Source organism: Massilia sp. LXY-5, assembly GCF_059801075.1.
This window is the reverse complement of the sequence record NZ_JBNNEH010000005.1, coordinates 735064-756958: the sequence shown is the minus strand read 5'-3', so window position 1 is coordinate 756958 and position 21895 is coordinate 735064. Positions and strand designations below refer to the sequence as shown.

Below are 21895 nucleotides of genomic sequence, written 5' to 3'. Positions count from 1 at the left end.
ATTACACGGCCTCCGCTGCCGAGCGCTGCCTTTCAACCACAAAACAAATTCCAACGGTAAATATTGCTCCGTTCTGCCTTAAAATGATTTCCCATTTTGTAGGCAATCGAAGGGGTAGCATGGCAAGGCCAGAAAAAGTCCGGCTCGGCGAAATCCTGGTGCAGCAAAAGCTGCTGTCCGAGGAGCAGCTGACCCAGGCGCTCGCAGACCAGAAACGCACCGGGCGCAAGCTTGGACGCGTGTTCGTCGAGAACGGGTTCGTTACCGAAGAACAGATCTCGGGCGCGCTGGCGCGCCAGCTGAATATCCCCTACATCAACCTCAAGTTCTACAACATCAGCGACGCCCTGGTGCGCCTGCTGCCGGAAACGGCCGCGCGCCGTTTCCGCGCCGTCGTCCTGGAGGAGCGCCAGGGCGGCCTGCTGGTCGGCGTGTCCGATCCGACCGACCTGTTCGCGTACGATGAGATCGCGCGCCTGCTTCGCCGGAACGTCGAGCTGGCCGTGGTCAACGAGACCGAGGTGCTGCACACGATCGACCGCATCTACCGCCGCACCGGCGAGATCACCGACTTCGCGAAAGAGGTCGAGGCCGACATCGGCGACGCCTTCGTCGACTTCGGCGCGATGACCGCCAATCCCGGGCTGGAAGAAGCGCCGGTCGTGAAACTGCTGCAATCGGTGTTCGACGACGCCACCCAGGTGCGCGCCTCGGACATCCACATCGAGCCGCAGGAAGGACGCCTGCAGATCCGCTTTCGCATCGACGGCGTGCTGCACCTGCAGACCGAGGCCGACATCAAGATCGCCACGCCGCTCGCCCTGCGCCTCAAATTGATGGCCGACCTCGACATCTCGGAAAAGCGCCTGCCGCAGGACGGCCGCTTCGCCATGAAAGTCAAGAACCAGCGCATCGACGTGCGTATCTCGACCATGCCGACCCAGTTCGGCGAATCGGTCGTGATGCGTCTCCTGAACCAGGCCGGCAATACGCTGCGCCTGGAATCGATCGGCATGCCGCGCAAGATGCTGGAGCGCTTCCGCGCCATCGTGCAGCGCCCGAACGGCCTGGTGCTGGTCACCGGTCCCACCGGCAGCGGCAAGACCACCACCCTGTACAGCGCGCTGGCCGAACTCAACTCCGTGGAAAAAAAGCTGATCACGGTCGAGGACCCGGTCGAATACCGGCTGCAGGGCATCAACCAGGTGCAGGTGAACGACAAGATCGAGTTGTCCTTTGCGCGCGTGCTGCGTTCGGCGCTGCGCCAGGACCCGGACATCGTGCTGGTCGGCGAGATGCGCGACCAGGAAACGGCGCAGATCGGCCTGCGCGCCGCCATGACCGGCCACCTGGTGCTCTCGACCCTGCACACGAACGATGCCGCAAGCACGCCGCTGCGCCTGATGGACATGGGCGTGCCGCGCTACATGGTCGGCGGCTCGCTGCAGGCCGTGCTGGCCCAGCGCCTGGTGCGCGTGATCTGTGAAAGCTGCAGCACCGGCTACACGCCGACCCCGCCGGAGCAGACCTGGCTGCGCGCCGAGCTCGGCACCTTCGTCGAGCAGGCCAGGTTCTTCCACGGGAAGGGCTGCTCGCACTGCAACGGCACCGGCTTCCGCGGCCGTACCGGCGTGTACGAATTACTGGAGATGACCCGCGCCGTCACCGATGCAGCAAACCACCCCGATCCGGCCCACTTCCTGAAGGTCGCGCACGAGGAAATGGGCGGCGAGACGCTGCGCCGCCATGGCGTGGCGCTGGCCGTGCAGGGCCGCACGACGGTCGGCGAAGCGATGCGCATCAGTAACCAGATGGACGACTGAGATGCCCTTCTTCGCCTACAAGGGCCGCAACGCGCGCGGCGAACTGATGCAGGGCGTGCTGGAAGGCGCCGACAGCGGCGCGATTGCCGACCAGCTGTTCGGCACCGGCGTCACGCCCGTCGAGATCGTGGCGACCCGCAGGACCAGCACCGGCAGCGGTGGGCTGGGGGAAACCTGGCGCCGCCTCAAAGAAAAAAAGGTCACGTCGATGGACGTGCAGCTGTTCAGCCGCCAGATGCATACCCTGCTCAAGTCGGGCGTGCCGATCATGCGCGGCCTGGGCGGCCTGCAGGACTCGAGCACCAGCCCCGCCTTCGCGCGCGTGATCAAGGACTTGCGCGAGTCGCTCGACTCGGGACGCGAATTATCAAGCGCGATGCGGCGCCACCCCGAATGCTTCAGCAGTTTCTACCTGTCGATGGTGCGCGTGGGCGAGATGACGGGCCGCCTGGAAGAGGTGTTCCTGCGCCTGTTCGACCACCTCGAATTCGACCGCGACATGCGCGACCGCGTGAAGGCCGCGCTGCGCTACCCGAGCTTCGTGATGGTCGCGATGGTGCTGGCCATGGTCATCGTGAATATGTTCGTGATTCCGCAGTTCGCCAAGGTGTTCGAGACCTTCCACGCGACCCTGCCGCTGATGACGCGCATCCTGATGGCGACCTCGCGCTTCACGCTCGACTACTGGCCGCTGCTGGCCGGCGCCACGGTGGGGGGCTTTGTCGCCTTCCGCTCCTGGCTCGGCACGCCGGCCGGACGCTACAGCTGGGACAAACGCAAACTGGGCTTTCCGATCGCCGGCAAGATCCTGCTGAAGGCGACCATGGCGCGTTTCGCGCGCAGCTTCGCGCTTTCGATGAGGAGCGGCGTGCCGGTGGTGCAGGCCCTGACCGTGGTCGCCCAGACCGCCGACAACGCCTACCTGGCGGCGCGCATCGAGCAGATGCGCGACGGCGTCGAGCGCGGCGAGAGCATCCTGCGCACCTCGACCGCGGCGAATGTGTTCACCCCGATCGTGCTGCAGATGATCGCGGTGGGCGAGGAGACCGGTTCGCTCGACGACCTGATGGACGAGATCGCGCTGATGTACGAGCGCGAAGTCGACTACGAATTGAAAACCCTGTCGGCCCAGATCGAGCCGATCCTGATCACCTTCCTCGGCGTGATGGTGCTGGTGATGGCGCTCGGTATCTTCCTGCCGATCTGGGACCTGGGCAAGGCGGCCCTGCATCGATGAAGACGCCATGCGCTCGCAGGGAGGGCGGGGCGACCCGGCTGGAACTGGCCCTGGCCACCATCCTGGCCGCCCTGCTGGCCGGAGTGTTGCTGAATAGCATCATCAGCGTTCAGGGCGAGAGCGAGCGCGTCGCGGCAAAACAACTCATCGGTTCGCTGCGTACGGCCCTCGCGGTGCGCTCGGCCCAAGTCATTTCGACAAGGGGCGAAGCCGGTTTATTGGCACTTGCACATCAAAATCCGGTGTCCTGGCTGCAGAAACGCCCCGAGAACTACCTCGGCGAGTACTATTCGCCCCGAAATGATGTACTGCCGCCCGCAAACTGGTATTTCGACCGCAGTGCCCAGACCCTGGTTTACCTGCCTGCTGCGCAGAAATCTTTTTCCTCTGGGATACAAAAAGTTCTAATCTTCAAGGTAAAATTGGTTCGCGTGTCCGGTCCGGTCAATGCAGTGCGACAGGAAAAGGGCAGCGCTGGCCTGGTTCTCGACGAAATCGATCAGCAGCCCAGCGAGCAGGCCGGCTATCAGGCGGTTGCTTCAAACAATATTGCGGGGTCCCTTCCGCGCCTACATTTCTCGGAGAAAAAGTAATGAACAAGAGCATCAAAGCAGCGCAAGGCGGTTTTACCCTGATCGAACTGATCGTCGTGATCGTCATCCTCGGCATCCTGGCCGCGACCGCGCTACCGAAGTTCGCCAGCCTGAGCGGCGAAGCCCGCCTGGCCAGCCTGAACGCAGCCAAGGGTGCCTTGAACGCCACCGCGGCCATGACCCACGGTAAATACCTGGTCGCGCCGAACGCCACCATGACCGTCGAAGGCGTCGCGGTGTCGATGAACACCACCTCGGGCTATCCAGCCGTCACCGACCAGGCCTCGGCTGAAGCCCTGGCCGCGGCCGCTGGCCTGTCGACCGCCGATTACAAGGTGTACATCACCGGCAGCGGCACCACGCAGCCGACTGTGGTTGCCAATCAGTTCGCCGTCGTCCCGAACAGCGTCGTCGACACCAAGACGGCCAAGAAGTGCTTCGTCCTGTTCACCGCGCCGACCGCCGCCAACACGGCGCCGACCATCACCGTCGGCAGCCCGACCAGCCCGACCGCCGTCGCCGACTGCGAGTAATCCCCCACCGCCCGTGGCTGGCCCGCATTCCCGACCCTTGCGTCCTGCGTCCAGCCGCGGCACCCGGTTCCACCATGGCTTCACCATGGTGGAACTGATCGTCGTCATCGTCCTCATCGGCATCCTCGGCACCATCGCCGCCGGCCGTTTCTTCGAACGCTCCACTTTCGATACTGTCGCCTGGACCGAACAGGTGAAATCGACCCTGCGTTATGCGCAGAAGGTGGCGCTCGCCCAGAACCGGTCCGTCTACGTCCACATGTCCCTCGAACGCGTCGCCGTCTGCCTCAATGCCGATGCGGCCTGCGCGAGCGACGATGCACGCCTGCGCGCGCCCGGCGGCGCCAACAGCGGCTCGGCGTCGACGCGCGCCGCCTGTGGCTCAAGCACCTGGATGTGCGAAGGCCGTCCGGCCGGCGTCACGATGGGCTTGCCGGGTAATGCGGCGGCAGCGCCTGGAAGCGTCAGGTTCGACGGACTGGGACGGGCAAGCATGAGCGTCGGCTTCGGCGGACGCCTGGAAATCAAGGGCGACGGCATCACGAAAACGATCGGCATCGACGCGGAGACGGGTTATGTCGACTAACGGGGTCATGTCGATCAACGCGGCGCGCCAGCGCGGCGTCACCCTGGTCGAACTGATCATGTTCATGGTGATCGTCTCGATTGCGCTGGCCGGCATCCTGCAGGTCATGCGCATGACCACCGCCAACAGCGCCGACCCGCTGCGCCGCAAGCAGGCCCTGATGATCGCCGAGGCACTGCTGGAAGAAGTGCGGCAGGCCGGGTATACCTACTGCGACCCCACTTCCAGCAATGCCGACACGGCCCAGAAGACCGCGGACTGCGTGCTGAAGGAAGACTTCGGCATTGAACCCGGCACCTCCGCCCTGCGGCCCTTCGACAACGTCAACGACTACGGCGCCCCGGCCGGCGCGGCGGTGGCCTCGTTCAACGATGGAACCGGCGCGCTGGCCGATGCCCTCGGGCGACGCATGGACGTGACCGGCTACAGCGCCACGGTCGCCGTCATTCCCGCTGCGCTGGGCGACATCCCCGCTGGGGCCGGCGCCGACAGCGACGCGCTGCGCATCCGCGTGACGGTCAGCTTCGCCGGCGATGTCCCGGTAGTGCTCGACGGCTACCGCGCGCGCTACGCGCCGATCCCGAGGTCCGAATGAGTCCCGCCTTGCAACAGCGCCGCGCGCGCGGCTTTACCTTGGTCGAGGCGATCGTCGTGATCGTCATCATCGGCATCCTCGGCGCCATCGTCGCGGTCTTCATCCGCGCCCCGATCCAGGGGTATGCCGACAGCGTCGCGCGCGCCGAGGCGAGCGACGAGGCGGACCTGGCGCTGCGCCGCATGGCGCGCGAGATCCGGTTGGCGCTGCCCAACAGCGTGCGCGTGAACGACGACGGCAGCGCCATCGAATTCATGCTCACCAAGACGGGCGGGCGCTATCTCGCCGTCGAGGATGCGGTGCCGGACAAGCCCGTGCTCGACTTCGTCGATGCCGCGAAGACCGAGTTCACCGTCGTGGGCGGCCTCCAGGCCGCCGTCGAACAGGACGAGTATGTGGTCGTGTACAACCTCGGCCCCGGCATGGCGCCGAGCGACGCCTATGGCTTCAACGGCGCCAGCCGCAATATCGCCCGGGTCAGCGAACGGGCCGAGGCCGGCGCGACCCTGCTCAAGCTGCGTGACAACCCCTTTGCGCGCGACGACCCGATGCCCTCGCCGGGGCGCCGCTTCCAGGTCGTCGCCACCCCGGTCACCTTCGCCTGCGAAAACAGGAACGGCACCCTGGTGCTGACCCGTTACGCCGGTTATGCGATCCGTGCCGAGATCACCGATCCGATGGCAGGGGCCAGCTCCGGCGTGCTGGCGCGCCGCGTGGCGAACTGCGCCAACCTGTTCAGCTATGGCGCGGCCGACGTCGAACTGCGCCGCAGCGCCCTGGTGCTGCTCGCGCTGAGCCTGCACACGCGCGGCGCCGGCGACGCCGGCAACGGCGCGGTGCGTCTCATTCACCAGGTCCACGTCGACAACACGCCATGATCCATCCATGCATTTCCATCATCCGCGGCCGGCGCAGGAGCGGGGGCGTCGGCCTCGTCACCGCGATCTTCCTGCTGGTGGTACTGGCCGGCCTCGGCGTCGCCCTGGTCACCATCTTCACCAGCCAGCAGCAGGCGATCGCGCTCGACGAGCAGGGTGTGCGTGCCGGGCAGGCGGCTCGCGCCGGCATCGAGTGGGGCCTGTACCATCGGCTGCGCGACAACGCCTGCGCCGACGGCGCGACTTATCCGGTCGCGCTGGCAGGCGAGGTGCTGGGCGGCTTCACGCTCACCGTCAATTGCAGGATGATCGAGGGGCCGGCCGTGCCGGACGGGGAGCCGAAACTCGACCGCTGGGTCATTCGCGCGACGGCCTGCGCGCCGGCGAAGAACGGCGCCTGCCCGGACAACTGGAACAATCCCGACTACGTGCGGCGCGATATCGAGGTGCAGATATGAAGCTGCTGCGCTTGCTGGCCATCATGCTGCTGCTGGCGGCCGCCGGCGTGGCCCGTGCCGACACGCCGATCGCGCTCTGGAAATCGTTCGATGGCCGGGTCAACTTTGCAGGCACCCAGGTGACGATTCGCGCCCAGGCCAACAGCAACGGCAAAGGCAACAACAAGTCCTGCTCGATCTACACGCCCGACACGATCCGCCAGGCCAGCCTGAGTCTCCCCTCCGGCGCGACGGTCCTCTCGGCCCAGCTGTACTGGGCGGGCTCCGGCCCCAGCGACAACGCCATTACCTTCGAGGGCAAGAACGTAGCGGCCGAGCGCAAGTACAGCTCCGCCACGGTCGGCAACTACAACTACTTCGGCGGGGCGGCCGACGTGACGGCGATCGTCCAGGCCAAGGGCAGCGGCACCTATAGTTTTTCGGGCCTGACGGTCTCGAACGGCGACCCCTGGTGCAGCGCGCAGGGCGTGCTCGGCGGCTTTTCGCTGCTGGTCGTGTACGCGCATCCGAACCAGCCCGAGCGCGTGCTGAACCTCTACGAAGGCTTCACCTACGTGCAGAACGGCGAAGTGGTCGTCGAAGCGAACAACTTCCGCTGGAACCGTACCGCAGTCCCGGTCGAGGAAAAGGCGCGTGTCGGCCACATCTCCTGGGAAGGTGATTCGACGCTGGCCGCCGACGGCGAACGCCTGCTGTTCGAGGGGAACGAGATGACCGACGCGTACAACCCGGAAGGCAACCAGTTCAACTCGAAGAGCAACATCAACAACGACGGTGCCTCCTACGGGATCGACTTCGACGCCTACGACACCACGGTCGTCCTGTGGTCCGGCTACGACGCGACCGTCACGACCAAATACAGGACCGGTCAGGACCTGGTCCTGCTGAACGCCGAGGTGTTGCTGGTGCCGACCATGGCGGTGGCCGACCTGTCAATTGCGATCACGCGCCCAGGCACGCTGCGGGTCGGCTCGAATGCCGAATACACGGTGACCGTCACCAACAACGGGCCGTATACCGAGGCCGGTCCGATCACCGTGAGCAGCACCCTGCCAGCGGGCATGAGCTATGTCTCCGGCAGCGGCACCAACTGGAGCTGCAGCGCGAGCGGCACGGCCGGCACCTGTACCTATACCGGCAAGATCGTGCCGGGCACCAGCGCGCCGGCGCTCACCGTCAAAGCCCTCGTGCAAGGCAGCGGCGAGAAGACCGTCAGCGCGAGCGTCAAGGGCACGAACGACGACAACGCCGGCAACAATAGCGCGTCCGATACCGGTACGGCGCTCAATGCCGACGGATCGTCCGGCGCCGCGTCGGCCGGAGCGGCGGCCTTTGCCTTCACCGACAGCAAGTGCAATGCAGGCGTCGCCATCGGTAGTGCCGGCCAGTGCAATGCCTACAGTGCGTCGACGGTTGGCGGGCGCCCGACGACGATCTGGATCACGGCCCTGTCGAACGGCGTGCCGGCCGCGATCAGCGCGACGGCCGATACGAAAGCGTCGCTGCGGTTCGCGCTCGAATGCGTCAATCCGGTCGCCGGTACGGTGCCCTCGACCTATGCCGGCGCGGACCTTCCCGCCTGCGCCGCCGGCGGCCAGCCGCCGGCGTGGTCGGGCACGGTCGACGTGCCCTTCCTGAGGAACGTGGTGTCGGTCGAGAAGACCCTGGTCTACAAGGACGTCGGCCAGGTCAGGTTGATCCTGAACGAAAACGGCAAGCTGGCCTTTACCGGCGAGTTCGTTAGCGCTCCCCTGAGGATCGGCTACAAAAGCATCCGGAATGGCGCCGACGCCAACCCCGGCACGACCACGGCCGCCGGCACCGGCTTCGCCGCCGCCGGCGCGCCACTGACGCTCGAGATCGGCGCGCAGCTGGAGGGCGGAAAGGACTATGCGCCGAATTTCGGCAACGAGAAGACGCGTCCCGGCATCGCCCTCGGCCGCTCGGGAATCGATGGCGTCGCCCTCGTCAGCCAGGGCGAACTGGTCGAAGGCGGCACGCGCAGCTGGCTCAAGGGCATCCTGACGGCCACGGCTTCGTGGAGCGAAGTCGGTGCGATCAATTTCACGGTTGGCCTAGTCGACCCGGAGGTGCCGAGCGATGCCGGCAAGAGCGGTCTCTATCTCGGCGTGGCGACGCCGGGCGAAGCGGTGGCGGTGGGGCGCTTCTATCCGTCCTATTTCAAGACCGTCGTCGCCGGCCCCTTCGATTGCCCGGCCAGCCTGCCCGCCGCCTACGCCTGCCCGCGCCTCGCCAGGGGCGCCGTGTATTCGCGCCAGCCGTTCCAGGTCACGGTGGAGGCCTACAACGCCAGGAACGAGCGCCTGCAGAACTTCACGGGCGCCTGGTTCCGCCCGGTCACCCTGCATGCGGCCGGCGCCGCCGGCGAAGCGCTGCTGGCGGTCGACTTCGTCCCGCCGGCCGGCGCTGCCCAGACGATCGTCGACAAGCCGAGCGGCGTCCATGACGCGGTGGTCTACCGCCTGGCTGCCGCTTACGACAATGCCCAGCCGCGTGGCACCGGCGCCAGCAATCCGACGAACGTGTTCGTGCGCGCAGTCGCCAGCGATGCCAATGTGAGCGGAACCGTCGTCATCAGCTCGCTGCGCAGCGGAGAAGTGTCGGACGAGGGCGCCATCCTGGTGCTGAACGGCCGCCTGAAGGTCCCAAACGCGCTCGGCACCGACGTGCTGCGCACGCCGCTTGGCCTGCGCGCGGAATACTGGGCAGGCGCGGCGGCCGGCTGGCTGGTCAATCCGGGCCTGGCCGATCCGCTCGGAGCCGACGCCGGCAACGGCAATACGAAGATCGTTTCGTGTTCGGTCGACTTCGCCGGTGGCAAGCCTTGCGCGGACGTGATCGGTGCCTCGGCCCCACAGCTCGTGAAGCTGGCAAAGGGCGCGGGCGTGCTGTGGCTGCGCGCGCCTGGCAAGCTGGCCAACGGCAGGGCGCGCGGCGGCAGCGCCAGCGTCGAATTCGGCGGCTGGACCTGGCTGCCGAGCACGACCGGCCGCGTCAACTTCGGCAGCCATCGCAGTCCCGTGATCTACGTGCGCGAGCTGTATTTCTGAGGTTTTCCGGCCCGCTTTCCCGACCGTTGTACAGCCGTATTGACGCTTGTCGATTTTTTGGATGTAAGCCCCCGTTCTTGAATATAATCAAGCTTTTAGGGTCAAACCATCCGACCTCGCTCCACATCGACAACGGTCCGCATGCGTTTTTTTAGAAAAGCAAAGAAAAGAGAAGGATGGCTCGCCATCGCGCTCCAGCGCGACGGCCTGGTCGCCGTCAGCATGCAGACCGCGCCCGACATCAAGCCGCAGGTGCGCCAGGCCGTGTTCTACCCGGGCAAAAGCGCCGCCGAGCTGCTCGAGAAAGCGGGGCGCGAACTCCACGCCCACGCCTACCGCTCGATCACCGTACTGAACGCGGGCGAATACCAGATTCTTTCCGTCGACGCGCCCAACGTCGCGCCGGACGAACTGAAAACCGCGGTGCGCTGGCGCCTGAAGGACATGCTCGATTTCCACGTCGACGACGCGACCATCGACGTGCTCGACCTGCCGGTGGACCCGAACGCGGCCGTGCGCGCCCAGCATTCGATGTTCGCGATCGCCGCGCGCAACAGCGTCATCGAAGCGCGGCAGAAAATGTTCACCTCGGCGAAGGTCGAGCTGGCCGTGATCGATATCCCGGAGATGGCGCAGCGGAACATCTCGGCCCTGGTCGAGCCGCCGGGCCGCGGCGTGGCGATGCTCTCCTTCGGCGACGAAGGCGGCCTCCTGACCGTTTCCTGGCGGGGCGAACTGTACCTGGCCCGGCGCATCGACCTCGGGCTCGACCAGCTGCTCGACGACGACATCGAGCGCCGCAACGCCGCTTTTGATCGCGTCACGCTCGAGCTGCAGCGCTCGCTCGACAACTTCGAGCGCCAGTATTCCTTCATCAGCGTGGCCAAGCTGGTGCTGGCGCCGTCGCCGGTCGTGGGCCTGGACGAATACCTGTCGAGCAACCTGTACACGCCAGTCGATACCCTGGACCTTGCAAGCCTGTTCGACTTCGAGCGTACGCCCGAACTGGCGGACAAGCTCCTGCAGCAGCGTTTCCTGGTGCCGCTCGGCGCCGCCCTGCGCCACGAGGAGACGGTGCTGTGAGCCAGCAGATCAACCTGTTCAACCCGGTCTTCCTGCAGCAGAAGAAGATTTTTTCCGCCCGTACCATGGGCGGCGCGCTGCTGGTGCTGTTCATCGGCGTGGCCGCGCTCGACATGGTCGGCAAGCTGCGCCTGCAGGGTTTGCAGAAGCAGGCCGACGCCGGCGCAGCCCAACTGGCGAAGAAGCAGGCGCGCCTGGCGAGCGTCGCCGCCGAATTCGCGCCGCGCCAGAAGGATCCCGCGGTCGACGCCGAACTGGCGGAGGCGGAGAGCCAGCTTGCCGCACTGCGCGAAGTCTCGGGCGTGCTCGCACGCGGAGAGCTCGGCAACACGCAAGGCTATGCCGAATACTTCCGCGCCCTGGCGCGCCAGCACGTCGACGGCCTGTGGCTGACCGGCGTCAGCATCACCGGTGCCGGCGTCGACATCGGCGTGCGCGGTCGCGCCCTCGATCCGCAGCGCGTGCCCGGCTACCTGAACCGCCTGACGGCTGAACCCATCATGCGCGGCAAGGCCTTCGGCAGCCTGCAGATCGGCCAGGGCAGCGCCGGCAGCCGGATCGAGGATGGCAAGACGGTTGCGGCGCCGGCGCCGTATATCGAATTCAGCCTGCTGTCGACGCCGGAAGGAGCCAGGCCATGAAGCAGCAGCTCGCGCGCCTCGCCACCCGCGTCGACGCCTTGAGCCTGCGCGAGCGGGTGCTGCTGTTCGCGGCGATCACCGCCCTCTATGTCTTCCTCATGCATTTCTTCAGCCTGGGACCGATGTTCGCGAAGCAGGACCTGCTGCGCACCCAGATCGTCCAGCAGCAGAACAACCTCGAAGGCATCGACAGCGAGATCAGCGACAAGGTGAAGGCGGCGCAAGTCGATCCGGACGCGCCGACGCGCGAACGGATCGCTGCCGTGCGCGCGCAAACCGAGGCCCTCGCAACCAGCCTGCGCGCGATGCAGAACGGCCTGGTGCCCCCTGAGCGCATGGCGCCGCTGGTCGAGGCCATCCTGCGCGCCAACGGCCGCCTGCAGCTGGTGTCGCTGCGCACGTTGCCGGTCGAGCCGGTGCAGGGCGCGGCGAAACCGGCAAGCACGCCGGCCGCGAACACGCCGCCTGCGGACACACAGCCTGCCGCCAAGCCCGCCGCGCTGCTGTATCGTCATGGCGTCGAAGTGACGGTGCGCGGCAATTACCTGGACATGATCGGCACCATGGCGGCGCTCGAATCGATGCCGACCCAGCTGTTCTGGGGCGGCGCCCGGCTCGAGGCCGAAACCTGGCCGAACTCGCGCCTCACGCTGACCTTGTACACCCTGAGCCTGGACGCGAAATGGATGAAGCTATGAAGCGTGCCTGCCTTTGCCTGATGTTCGCAGTGGCGAACCTGGCGGGCGCCCAGGCGCTGCAGGACCCGACCCGCCCGCCCGCGTCCTTGATGGCAGGGCAGGGCACTGGCGGCCAGGAGGCCGCGGCGCCGGTGAACCGCGCGCCGCAGCTGCAGTCGGTGCTGGTTTCCCGCCAGCCGGGCGGGCGCCATGTGGCCGTGATCGACGGCGAGACGCTGCGCGTGGGCGACAGTTACAAGGGTGCGCGCGTGGCGCGCATCGGACAGGACGAAGTGGAGCTGGTACGCGGACGCACGCGCCAGGTCCTGAAACTGAATACGGCCGCGCCGGCACACGCCGGCGGCATCGAGCGGCTCAAAAACGAATGACGGACAGGACACCCATGCGACATCAATCCCTGCTGGCGACCCTGGTAAGCGGCGCGCTCCTCGCCGGCTGCCAGAGCACGCCGCCGCACCAGACCTACGACGCCATCAAACGCGAAGTGGCCAGCGCCAGCGCGGCCAGCCGCGCCACGGCGCCGGTCGACGATGCGGTCGCGAATGCCTTGCTGCCGCCGGCGAGCGCCCTCGCCAGGGAATTGCCGAAAGCCCGGCCGGCGCTGGAGGAACGCTTCAACGTCGCCTTCAACAACGTGCCCGCCCAGCAGTTCTTCCGTTCGATCGTGGCCGGCACCCGCTACAACATGCTGGTCCACCCCGACGTCAGCGGCAGCATCAGCGCCAACCTGAAGGACGTGACGCTGCTTGAAACGCTCGATGCCGTGCGCGAGATGTACGGCTACGACTACAAGGTCGACGGCACCCGCATCACGATCCGCCCGCTGACGATGCAGACCCGGATGTTCCACGTGAACTACCTGGTCGGCAGCCGGCGCGGCTCCTCGAACCTGCGCGTGACCTCGACCTCGGTGGCGAATGCCGCCAACAATAACAACAACGGCAACAACCAGGGGCAGCAGGGCAACCAGCCGAACCAGAACAACCAGAACGGGAACAACGGCAACCAGAACGGCGGCAACAGCTCGCAGGTCGCCAGCACCGACGTCAACATGCTGTCCGACAGCGATTTCTGGGGCGACCTCAAACTCGCGATCGGCGCCATCGTCGGCTCGACCGAGGGCGGGCGCAGCGTCGTCGTCAGCCCGCAGTCGGGCGTGCTGGTGATCCGCGCGATGCCGGAAGAACTGCGCAACGTCGACATGTACCTGAAGGCGACCCAACTGTCGGTCGACCGCCAGGTGATCCTGGAAGCGAAGATCCTCGAGGTCGAGCTGAACGAGCAGTTCCAGAGCGGGATCAACTGGGCCAGCTTCTCGGCGCTCGGCAGTTCGCGCAGCAACCGTGTCGCCACCGGCGTGATCTCGCCCGGCGGCTCGCTGTCGCCGCTGCCCTTCAACGGCGGCCAGCCGCCCGTGATCAGCAACGGCCAGGGCCTGGCCGCCAGCACCGGCTTCTCGCTCTCGAACGCGGCGAATGCGGCTGGCTCGCTGTTCGGCTTTGCCTTCCAGACGAATAATTTCGCGGCCCTGATTTCGCTGCTCGAGCAGCAGGGCACGGTGCACGTGCTTTCCAGCCCGCGCGTGGCCGCGGTGAATAACCAGAAGGCCGTGCTGAAGATCGGCACCGACGAATTCTTCGTGACCGGTGTGACCACCACCACCAACACCAGCACCACCGGCAACACGGTGACGCCGAGCGTGACGCTGCAGCCCTTCTTCTCGGGCGTGGTCCTGGACGTGACGCCGCAGATCGACGAAAAGGGCAACATCCTGCTGCACGTGCACCCGTCGGTGAGCCAGGTGACGACCATCACCAAGGGCATCAATCTCGGTTCGGCCGGTTCGCTGACGCTGCCGCTGGCCGCGTCCTCGACTTCGGAACTGGACAGCATCGTCCGCGGCCAGGACGGGCAGGTAGTGGCCGTGGGCGGCCTGATGCGCCAGGCCGCGACCGACGACACCAGCCAGCTGCCGGGCGCCGGCAAGGTGCCGGTGCTGGGCGCGCTGTTCCGCAACAAGAACAAGGTCAGCCAGAAGCGCGAGCTGGTCGTGCTGATCAAGCCGACCATCGTCGACAGCGCCAGCAACTGGAGCCAGGACCTGCTGGACACGACGCGCCGCATCGATACGCTGGACCCGCGTACCCTGGAGCGCAAGTAATGTACGCGGCGCATTTCGGCTTGCGCGAACTGCCGTTCGGGATCACCCCGGACACGAGCTTCTTTTTCGGCAGTCCGCGCTCGCAGGAAGCGCTCAATACCTTGCTGATCGCCGCGCGTAGCGGCGAAGGCTTCATCAAGATCACGGGCGAAGTCGGCACCGGCAAGACCCTCCTGTGCCGCAAGTTCATGGCGACCCTGGGCGACGATTTCGTCACCGCTTATATCCCGAACCCTTTCCTCGAGCCGCGCACCCTGATGCTGGCGCTGGCCGACGAACTCGAAGTGCCGCTCGAACGCAACGTCGACCAGCACCGCCTGCTGAAATCGATCATGCAGCGCCTGCTCGACCTGGCGCGCCAGGGCAAGCGCGTGCTGCTCTGCCTGGACGAGGCGCAGGCGATTCCGGTCGAGAGCCTGGAAGCGCTGCGCCTGCTGACCAACCTGGAGACGGAAAAGAGGAAGCTGCTGCAGATCGTCCTGTTCGGCCAGCCGGAACTGAACCGCAAGCTCGAACTCGATTCGATCCGCCAGCTGGCCCAGCGCATCACCTTCCACTATCATCTGGGGCCGCTGTCGCGCGACGACCTCGATTTCTACCTGGCGCACCGCCTGCGCGTGGCAGGCTACACTGGCGCGCGCCTGTTCTCGCCCGGCGCCGTCAAGGCCCTGTACCGCGCCAGCGGCGGCATCCCGCGCCTGGTCAACATCATGGCGCACAAGGCGCTGATGCTGGCTTACGGCGAGGGTAAACAGCAGGTGGCGACCACCCATGTGAATGGCGCCGCGCGCGACACGGTCGCGCCCAAGCGCCGCCTGTGGCCCTGGCTGGCCGGTGCGGGTGCGCTGGCCGGGATGGCGGCCTCGCTTGCCTGGACGTTTACTCGATGAGCCTGCGATGAGCCTGATTAACAAGATGCTGCAGGACCTCGATGCGCGCGGCACCACGCGCGCCGAAGGGGTGCCGCCGGAAATCAAGACCGTCGCGGCCGGCGAACGCCGCCTGCCGGTGAGGCGCATCGCCTTTGTGGTGGGCGGCGTGCTGCTCGCCCTGGGCGCGGCGGCCTGGGTCGTGTTTCCGCTCAAGGGCAAGAGCTATGACGTACAGCCGGCGCCGGCGCCGGTGGCGAAGGCGGCACCGGCGGCGCCGGTAACCGTCGCCGAACTGGCGCCGGCGCCCGCTGTGCGCGAAGAGAAACCGGCGCAACGCGCGCCGGAAGCGGCCACGGAAGCGCCGCCTGCCGCGCGCGAGAAGGCCACGGAGCCGCGCAAGGCCGGCGCAGCGGCGAGCCGGAAGGAAGCCGCGCCCGAGCCCGCGCCGGCCGAGCGCGTCCGCCCGGCGGCGCCGGCTGCCGACCCGGAGCCGCAATCCGCGGGCAGCACCACCTCCTGGGCGGTCGCCAGCGAACGCGCCCGCGCCGAACAGGCACGCCTGGACAAGCGCTGGAAGGCCGAGGCAGCGCGCCTTGCGGCGCTGCCAGCGCCGCAACGCCGCGCGGGCGAACGCAAGCTGCGCGAGGAACAGGCGCGCGCCGCGAGCAAGGCGAAAGCGGAAGCGACATGGCTGGCTGCGCTCGAGCGCAAGGAAGCGGCGGACGGGACGGCGGCCGCACCGGCGCCTGCGCCCGCGGCCGCGGGCCGCAACCAGGGGCGGATGGAGACCGAGAGCCAGCATGCCGAAAACGCCTACCGGCGCGGCCTCGCCGCCCTGCAGGACGGGCGCGTGAGCGAAGCGATGGCCGGCCTGCAGGCGGCGCTGCGGGTCAATCCGCGCCATGAGGCGGCGCGCCAGACCCTGGTCGGCCTGCTCATCGAAAACAACCGCGGCGACGAAGCCATGACCCAGCTCCAGCAGGCCTTGACGCTCGACCCGCGCCAGCCGGCGCTGGCGATGCTGCTGGCGCGCCTGCAGATCGAGCGCGGCAAGAGCGGCATCGAAGCACTGCTGCGCACGCTGCCTTACGCCGCCGGCAGCGGCGAGTATCACGCCTTCCTCGGCGGCGCGCTGCAACGCCAGAACCGCTTTCACGAAGCGGCCGAGCAGTACCAGACCGCGCTGCGCACGACGCCGAACAACGCGGTGTGGTGGATGGGGCTCGGGATGGCGCTGCAAGGGGAGAAGCGCAACGCGGAGGCGGCGGACGCCTTCCGCCAGGCGAAGGCGCTCGGTACTTTATCGCCCGATTTGCAGGCCTTTGTGGAGCGCAGGCTGCAGCAGGTGGCACGCTGATGCTGGCTGGTCGCCGCAGGGTGGGCACGGGGTGCCCACCCTACGCCTGGCTGGTCGCTGTCGTAGGGTGGGCGCCCCGCGCCCACGCAGTAGCCCAGGTTAAATCGCGGCCAGGCGTTCGAGCGCAAGGCGCAGGGTCTCATCCTGCTTCGCAAAGCAGAAGCGCACGATCCCCGATTCCCTGGCGCTGCTGTAGAACGCCGACACCGGAATCGCCGCCACCTTCAGTTCCGTCGTCAGCCACTGCGCAAACTGCGCTTCCGGCAAATCCGACACCGCGCGGTAGTCGACGCACTGGAAATACGTCCCGTCGGCCGGCAGCAGGCGCAAACGCGTGCCCGCCAGTCCGGCGCGGAACAGGTCGCGCTTGCGCTGGTAGAAATCCGAGAGCCCGAGCCAAGGCCCCGGGTCGGCCATGTAGTTGGCCAGGCCATGCTGCATCGGTGTATTCACCGTGAACACGTTGTACTGGTGGACCTTGCGAAACTCGGCCGACAGCGCGGCTGGCGCCGCCACGTAGCCGACCTTCCAGCCGGTCACGTGATAGGTCTTGCCGAAACTCGAGACGACGAAGGCGCGCTCGGCCAGCTGCGGATGGCTGGCGACCGAGACGTGGCGCTCGCCGTCGTAGACCATGTGCTCGTAGACTTCGTCGGACAGGATCAGGATGTCGGTGCCGGCGACGATCGCCGCCAGCTGATCGAGGTCGGCGCGGCGCAGGATGGAGCCAGTGGGGTTGTGCGGCGAGTTGATGACGATCAGGCGGGTGCGCGGCGTGACCGCGGCCGCGACCTTCTGCCAGGGGACGCTGTAGCCGTCCTCGCCCACTTCCATCTCCAGCGGCACCACGGTGCCGCCCGCCAGCGTGATCGCCGGCGCATAGCTGTCGTAGGCAGGCTCGATGACGATGGCTTCCTCGCCCGGATGGACGCAGCACAGGATGGCGGTGGTCAGGGCCTGGGTGGCACCGGCGGTGACGGTGATCTCGGTGGCCGCGTCGTAGGCATGGCCGTACAGCTGGCCGATCTTGGCCGCAATCGCCTCCCTCAGCGCCGGCACGCCCGTCATCGGCGGATACTGGTTGTGGCCGGCGCGCATGGCCTCGTTCACCGCATCGAGCAGCTTCGGATCGCAGCCGAAGTCGGGGAAACCCTGGCCGAGGTTGACGGCGCCATGCTGGGCCGCCAGCGCCGACATGGTGGTGAAAACGGTGGTGCCGACCGACGGCAGGCGCGATTGCAGGGCAGGGGTGCTCATGGAGTCAATGACAGGTTGCGAAACGCCTATTCTAGCGCGGCTGCGCTTTGCAGTTTGACCCAGGCCTCGGGCAGCATGATCCGGAAGAGGCCGCCCTGCAGGGTCTTGCGCCCGAGTTTCAGCAGCGCCTTGTCCTTGGTGATCAGGATCGAAGCGCCTGCGTCGCGCGCGAGCTCGAGGAATTTCTGGTCGTCGCGGTCGGTACAGACGGGCAGGCGGACCGGTTTGCTGTCGGGCGCGACGACCGTGATCAGCGCATCGAAACGCGCCGCGGCGGCAGCCCGGCTGTCGTCGTCGAGCGGCAGGTGCGGGTAGTGCAGCACGATGCGGTACTCGTCGCGGCAATCGGCGCGTGTGACCGCCTTCAGGTCGCCGCGTTCGAGGGCGCCCAGCAGCGGGGCCCAGCGCGGGTCGTGGAACACGAACAGGTCGAGGCAGACATTGGTGTCGATGACGATGGGCTGTGCGGAAGTTGGTATCATGCTGGATCTTGTTGCCTTACGAATGTTTATGCTGCTTGTCCTATCGCCCGCCAAATCGCTCGACCTCGACACTCCTTCACCGACCGCCGAACACACCCTGCCGGATTTCACGAAGCGCGCCGCGCAACTGATTGGCGTGCTGCGCGACCTGTCGCCCGGCCAGGTCGGCGACCTGATGCACATCTCGGACCAGCTGGCGACGCTGAACGTGGCGCGCTACGCGAGCTGGACGCTTGACCATGCCGAGGGCTACCGGGCCGCGATGGCCTTCAATGGCGACGTCTACAACGGCCTCGATGCACGCAGCCTGCAACCCGCCGCCATCGACTTCGCCCAGCGCCATTTGCGCATCCTGTCGGGCCTGTATGGCCTGCTGCGGCCGCTCGACCTGATCCATCCCTACCGGCTGGAGATGGGCACGAAGCTGGCCACGCCTGCCGGCAAGGACCTGTACGCCTTCTGGGGCGAGACCATCACGCAGGCGCTGAACGCCGAGCTGGCCGCTACGAAATCGGACGCACTGGTCAACCTGGCTTCCGAAGAATACTTCAAGTCGGTCAAGCCGAAGCTGCTGGCCGCGCCGGTGATCACGCCCGTGTTCGAGGACTGGAAGAACGGCAAGTACAAGATCATCTCGTTCTACGCCAAGCGCGCGCGCGGCATGATGGCGCGCTTTGCGATCGAGAAGGCGATCACGGATCCGGAAGCGTTAAAGGAATTCGATGTCGACGGCTATGCCTTCGTCCCCGAAGGGTCAACGGAACGCAGCTGGCTGTTCCGCCGCAAGGAAGGCGTGTAAACGTAAAATGGGCACGGCGTGCCCATTTGCGAAACCTGTCCCCGGATTATTTCAACGCATCCTTCGGTGCCGGCTTCGGTCCCGACTTCGACCAGAACTTCCACCACGGCGCATCGCCGCTGGCGTTCGGGTTCAGGAAGCGGCTGTTCGGGTAGTTCAGGGTGAACACGCGCTGGGCGTCGTCGCGCAGCGGCAGCATGCCGAGCTTGTCGTAGCTGCGGATCATGATGAACAGCGCTTCCTCGCGTGCCGGTGCTTCGGCATAATCGGACACGGCGTTCTGGGCGCGGTTGACGGCGGCCAGGTAGGCGCCGCGGCGGTAGTAGTAATTCGCCACGTGCACTTCGTAGGACGCCATCGCATTGATCAGGTAGTTCATGCGGGCGATCGCGTCCGGCGCATACTTACTGTTCGGGAACTTGTCGGCCAGGGCCTTGAACGCGGCAAAGGCTTCGCGCGTCGCGCGCGGGTCGCGCTCGGTCGGGTCCTGCGAATAGATCACGCTCAGGAAGCCGATCTGGTCGTTGAAGTTGATCAGGCCGCGCAGGTAGTACATGTAATCGACTTGCGGGTGGTTCGGGTGCAGCTTGATGAAGCGCTCGACCGAGGCCAGGGCTTCGGCCTGGTCCTGGGCTTTGTACTGCGCGTACGCAATTTCCATCTGCGCCTGGGTGGCGTAGGTGCCGAACGGATAGCTCGCTTCGAGGCGCTGGAACAACTTGATCGCCGCCTCGTAATGGGCGCCGGCCATCTCTTCGCGTGCCTCAGCGTATAATTTCTCCGCTGACCACTTTGCGGTCTCGTCGGTTTTCTCAGGCAAGAGCCCGCAGCCCGACAGACCGAACAGGGCACTCATAGCAACCACCACCAACAGTTTTTTTTGCATAGCTTTTTGCAGAAAAGTTTTACCGAGATTCAACGAACGGCTGATTATAGCCGATGGGACTGACGTGATATTAACTCCTGCGCCGATTTCGGCGGATTTGCCCCTGGACCCCGATTTCGACGATGAAATCGATGCCGACGAAGTTGCTTTCCTTGCCCCCAGCGGCATCGACCTCTCCCCGATCACCCTGCACCTGGACGAAACGGCGTGCGGCCAGCGTCTGGACAAGGTCGTCGCCACCCTGGTGCCGCAGTTCTCGCGCAGCCGCCTGCAACTCTGGTTCGACGGCGGCCACATCCTGGTCGACGGCAAGACCGCGCGCGGCAAGGACACGGCCTATGGCGATGAAACCATTGAAGTGCGCCCGCAACCGGCGCCCGAGGACACCGCATTCGCGCCGGAAGAAATCGCGCTCGATATCGTGTTTGAAGACGAGCACATCCTTGTGATCAACAAGCCGGCCGGCCTGGTCGTGCACCCGGGCGCCGGCAACTGGTCGGGCACGCTGCTGAACGGCCTGCTGCACCATGCGCCGCAGCTGGCCTCGGTGCCGCGCGCCGGCATCGTGCACCGCCTCGACAAGGACACGAGCGGCCTGATGGTGGTCGGCAAGACCCTGGCCGCCCAGACCGACCTGGTGCGCCAGCTGCAGGCACGTACCGTGAAGCGCGAATACTTTGCCCTGGTCTGGGGCACGCCGCAGTTGTCGGGCACGATCGACGCCTCGATGGGGCGCCATCCGAAAGACCGCGTCAAGATGGCGGTCTCGACCAGCCTGGGCGCGAAACCGGCGATCACCCACTACACCCGCGTCGCCGAAGGCATGCTCGACCGCCGCCCGGTCAGCCTGGTGCAGTGCCGCCTGGAGACGGGCCGTACCCACCAGATCCGCGTGCACATGCTGTCGATCGGCTTCGGCCTGGTCGGCGATTCCGTCTACGGCAAAACCCACCTGTCCCCGGTCTTCCACCGCCAGGCGCTGCAGGCGCGCCGCCTCGGCCTGGTCCATCCGGCCACGGGCGAGCAGTGCGAATGGGTCGTGCCGCTGGCCGCCGATTTTGCGGAACTGATCGCAAAAGCCGGCATCCCCGAGCCGGAATCGGTGTGATGGACGCACCCGAGCTCGTCATTCCCGACTGGCCCGATGCGCCGGCCAATATCGGCGCGCTGGCCAGCACGCGGCGCGGGGGCGTGTCGCAGGGTCCGTATGACGACGGGCGCGGCGGCGGCGGCTTCAACCTCGGCCTGCACGTGGGCGACGATCCGGCGCACGTGGCGGAGAATCGCGCCCGGCTGCAAGGCCTGCTGCCGGGCCGCCCGGCCTGGATCGCGCAGGTGCACGGCGCCGACGTGGTCGATGCCGCCACCGTCGGCCCCGATCAACCGGTGCGCACGGGCGACGCCAGCATCGCGACCGCGCCCGGCATTGTCTGCGCCATCCTGACGGCCGATTGCCTGCCGGTGCTGTTCGCCGACCGCGGCGGCAAGGTGGTGGGGGCGGCGCACGCGGGCTGGCGCGGGCTGGCCGGCGGCGTGCTGGGGCAGACCGTGGCCGCCATGCGCGCGGCGGGCGCCGGCGAGATCACCGCCTGGATGGGACCGGCGATCGGGCCGCAGGCCTTCGAGGTCGGGCAGGATGTGTTCGACAGTTTCGCCGCGGCGCTCCCGGGCGTGGACGTCGGTTTCGCCTTCGTGCCGCGTCCCGGCATCGAAGGGAAATACCTGGCGGACATGTTTGCGTTGGCGCGGCTGATGCTGGGGCGCGCTGGCGTCGCCAGTGTCGCCGGCGGCGATCGCTGCACGCACACCGAGACCGGCCGCTTTTATTCCTATCGCCGCGACGGCGTGACGGGACGCCAGGCGAGTTTGATCTGGCTCAAGTGAC

General features: G+C 66.9%; 22 protein-coding genes. 19 read left to right on the top strand and 3 right to left on the bottom strand.

Annotated elements, in window-relative coordinates:
• Window positions 1-119 precede the first annotated feature (119 nt).
• The 16 genes from ACI48I_RS18415 (at window position 120) to ACI48I_RS18340 (ending at window position 16586) form a co-directional block, all read left to right on the top strand.
• On the top strand, window positions 120-1823 hold the full coding sequence (locus tag ACI48I_RS18415; protein WP_498575027.1) for a GspE/PulE family protein: 1704 nt from the start codon (window positions 120-122) through the stop codon (window positions 1821-1823).
• 1 nt (window position 1824) lies between these two features.
• Window positions 1825-3060: a type II secretion system F family protein gene (locus ACI48I_RS18410; RefSeq protein ID WP_498575026.1), complete on the top strand. Its 1236-nt coding sequence runs from the start codon at window positions 1825-1827 to the stop codon at window positions 3058-3060.
• Window positions 3057-3653 carry a hypothetical protein gene (locus ACI48I_RS18405; RefSeq protein WP_498575025.1) on the top strand — a complete coding sequence of 199 codons (597 nt, stop codon included), beginning with the start codon at window positions 3057-3059 and terminating at the stop codon, window positions 3651-3653. Before ACI48I_RS18410 ends, ACI48I_RS18405 begins: the two co-directional genes overlap by 4 nt.
• Window positions 3653-4186 carry a type II secretion system protein gene (locus ACI48I_RS18400; protein WP_193686150.1) on the top strand — a complete coding sequence of 178 codons (534 nt, stop codon included), beginning with the start codon at window positions 3653-3655 and terminating at the stop codon, window positions 4184-4186. The genes ACI48I_RS18405 and ACI48I_RS18400 overlap by 1 nt, the downstream gene beginning before the upstream one ends.
• Before the next feature lie 13 nt (window positions 4187-4199).
• Complete coding sequence (locus tag ACI48I_RS18395) at window positions 4200-4772, top strand: pilus assembly FimT family protein (protein ID WP_498575024.1); 573 nt, start codon at window positions 4200-4202, stop codon at window positions 4770-4772.
• Window positions 4762-5367 carry a prepilin-type N-terminal cleavage/methylation domain-containing protein gene (locus tag ACI48I_RS18390; protein WP_498575023.1) on the top strand — a complete coding sequence of 202 codons (606 nt, stop codon included), beginning with the start codon at window positions 4762-4764 and terminating at the stop codon, window positions 5365-5367. Before ACI48I_RS18395 ends, ACI48I_RS18390 begins: the two co-directional genes overlap by 11 nt.
• Entirely contained in the window at window positions 5364-6245 is an 882-nt protein-coding gene (locus ACI48I_RS18385) for a PulJ/GspJ family protein (protein ID WP_498575022.1), read from the top strand. Before ACI48I_RS18390 ends, ACI48I_RS18385 begins: the two co-directional genes overlap by 4 nt.
• Window positions 6242-6703, top strand: coding sequence for an agglutinin biogenesis protein MshP (locus ACI48I_RS18380; RefSeq protein ID WP_498575021.1), 462 nt, complete (start codon window positions 6242-6244; stop codon window positions 6701-6703). Before ACI48I_RS18385 ends, ACI48I_RS18380 begins: the two co-directional genes overlap by 4 nt.
• On the top strand, window positions 6700-9774 hold the full coding sequence (locus tag ACI48I_RS18375; protein ID WP_498575020.1) for a hypothetical protein: 3075 nt from the start codon (window positions 6700-6702) through the stop codon (window positions 9772-9774). The genes ACI48I_RS18380 and ACI48I_RS18375 overlap by 4 nt, the downstream gene beginning before the upstream one ends.
• 141 nt (window positions 9775-9915) lie before the next feature.
• The gene (locus tag ACI48I_RS18370) at window positions 9916-10857 is read left to right on the top strand and encodes an agglutinin biogenesis protein MshI (protein WP_498575019.1); all 942 of its coding nucleotides are present in this window, start codon (window positions 9916-9918) and stop codon (window positions 10855-10857) included.
• Window positions 10854-11498: a PilN domain-containing protein gene (locus ACI48I_RS18365; protein WP_498575018.1), complete on the top strand. Its 645-nt coding sequence runs from the start codon at window positions 10854-10856 to the stop codon at window positions 11496-11498. The genes ACI48I_RS18370 and ACI48I_RS18365 overlap by 4 nt, the downstream gene beginning before the upstream one ends.
• Window positions 11495-12196, top strand: a complete 702-nt coding sequence (locus ACI48I_RS18360; protein WP_498575017.1) for a hypothetical protein — start codon at window positions 11495-11497, stop codon at window positions 12194-12196. The genes ACI48I_RS18365 and ACI48I_RS18360 overlap by 4 nt, the downstream gene beginning before the upstream one ends.
• Entirely contained in the window at window positions 12193-12564 is a 372-nt protein-coding gene (locus tag ACI48I_RS18355) for a hypothetical protein (protein ID WP_193686142.1), read from the top strand. The genes ACI48I_RS18360 and ACI48I_RS18355 overlap by 4 nt, the downstream gene beginning before the upstream one ends.
• 14 nt (window positions 12565-12578) lie before the next feature.
• Window positions 12579-14357, top strand: coding sequence for a pilus (MSHA type) biogenesis protein MshL (gene mshL, locus ACI48I_RS18350; protein ID WP_193686141.1), 1779 nt, complete (start codon window positions 12579-12581; stop codon window positions 14355-14357).
• Window positions 14357-15247, top strand: coding sequence for an ExeA family protein (locus ACI48I_RS18345; protein WP_498575016.1), 891 nt, complete (start codon window positions 14357-14359; stop codon window positions 15245-15247). Before mshL ends, ACI48I_RS18345 begins: the two co-directional genes overlap by 1 nt.
• A gap of 7 nt (window positions 15248-15254) precedes the next feature.
• Window positions 15255-16586 carry a tetratricopeptide repeat protein gene (locus ACI48I_RS18340; RefSeq protein WP_498575015.1) on the top strand — a complete coding sequence of 444 codons (1332 nt, stop codon included), beginning with the start codon at window positions 15255-15257 and terminating at the stop codon, window positions 16584-16586.
• Window positions 16587-16685: 99 nt separating this feature from the next.
• On the opposite strand, the gene ACI48I_RS18335 is transcribed toward ACI48I_RS18340, so the two are convergent.
• Window positions 16686-17843, bottom strand: coding sequence for a pyridoxal phosphate-dependent aminotransferase (locus ACI48I_RS18335; RefSeq protein WP_498575014.1), 1158 nt, complete (start codon window positions 17841-17843; stop codon window positions 16686-16688).
• A 26-nt stretch (window positions 17844-17869) separates the two neighbouring features.
• Window positions 17870-18325, bottom strand: coding sequence for a putative toxin-antitoxin system toxin component, PIN family (locus ACI48I_RS18330; RefSeq protein WP_193686137.1), 456 nt, complete (start codon window positions 18323-18325; stop codon window positions 17870-17872).
• A gap of 28 nt (window positions 18326-18353) precedes the next feature.
• Between ACI48I_RS18330 and yaaA the strand changes: the two genes are divergently transcribed.
• Complete coding sequence (gene yaaA / locus ACI48I_RS18325) at window positions 18354-19124, top strand: peroxide stress protein YaaA (protein ID WP_193686136.1); 771 nt, start codon at window positions 18354-18356, stop codon at window positions 19122-19124.
• A 46-nt stretch (window positions 19125-19170) separates the two neighbouring features.
• Here yaaA and ACI48I_RS18320 read toward each other — a convergent pair whose 3' ends face one another.
• Window positions 19171-20010 carry an outer membrane protein assembly factor BamD gene (locus tag ACI48I_RS18320; RefSeq protein ID WP_193686135.1) on the bottom strand — a complete coding sequence of 280 codons (840 nt, stop codon included), beginning with the start codon at window positions 20008-20010 and terminating at the stop codon, window positions 19171-19173.
• A gap of 64 nt (window positions 20011-20074) precedes the next feature.
• Between ACI48I_RS18320 and ACI48I_RS18315 the strand changes: the two genes are divergently transcribed.
• Window positions 20075-21118, top strand: a complete 1044-nt coding sequence (locus ACI48I_RS18315) for an RluA family pseudouridine synthase (RefSeq protein ID WP_498575013.1) — start codon at window positions 20075-20077, stop codon at window positions 21116-21118.
• Window positions 21118-21894, top strand: a complete 777-nt coding sequence (gene pgeF, locus ACI48I_RS18310; RefSeq protein WP_193686134.1) for a peptidoglycan editing factor PgeF — start codon at window positions 21118-21120, stop codon at window positions 21892-21894. Before ACI48I_RS18315 ends, pgeF begins: the two co-directional genes overlap by 1 nt.
• Window position 21895 lies beyond the last annotated feature (1 nt).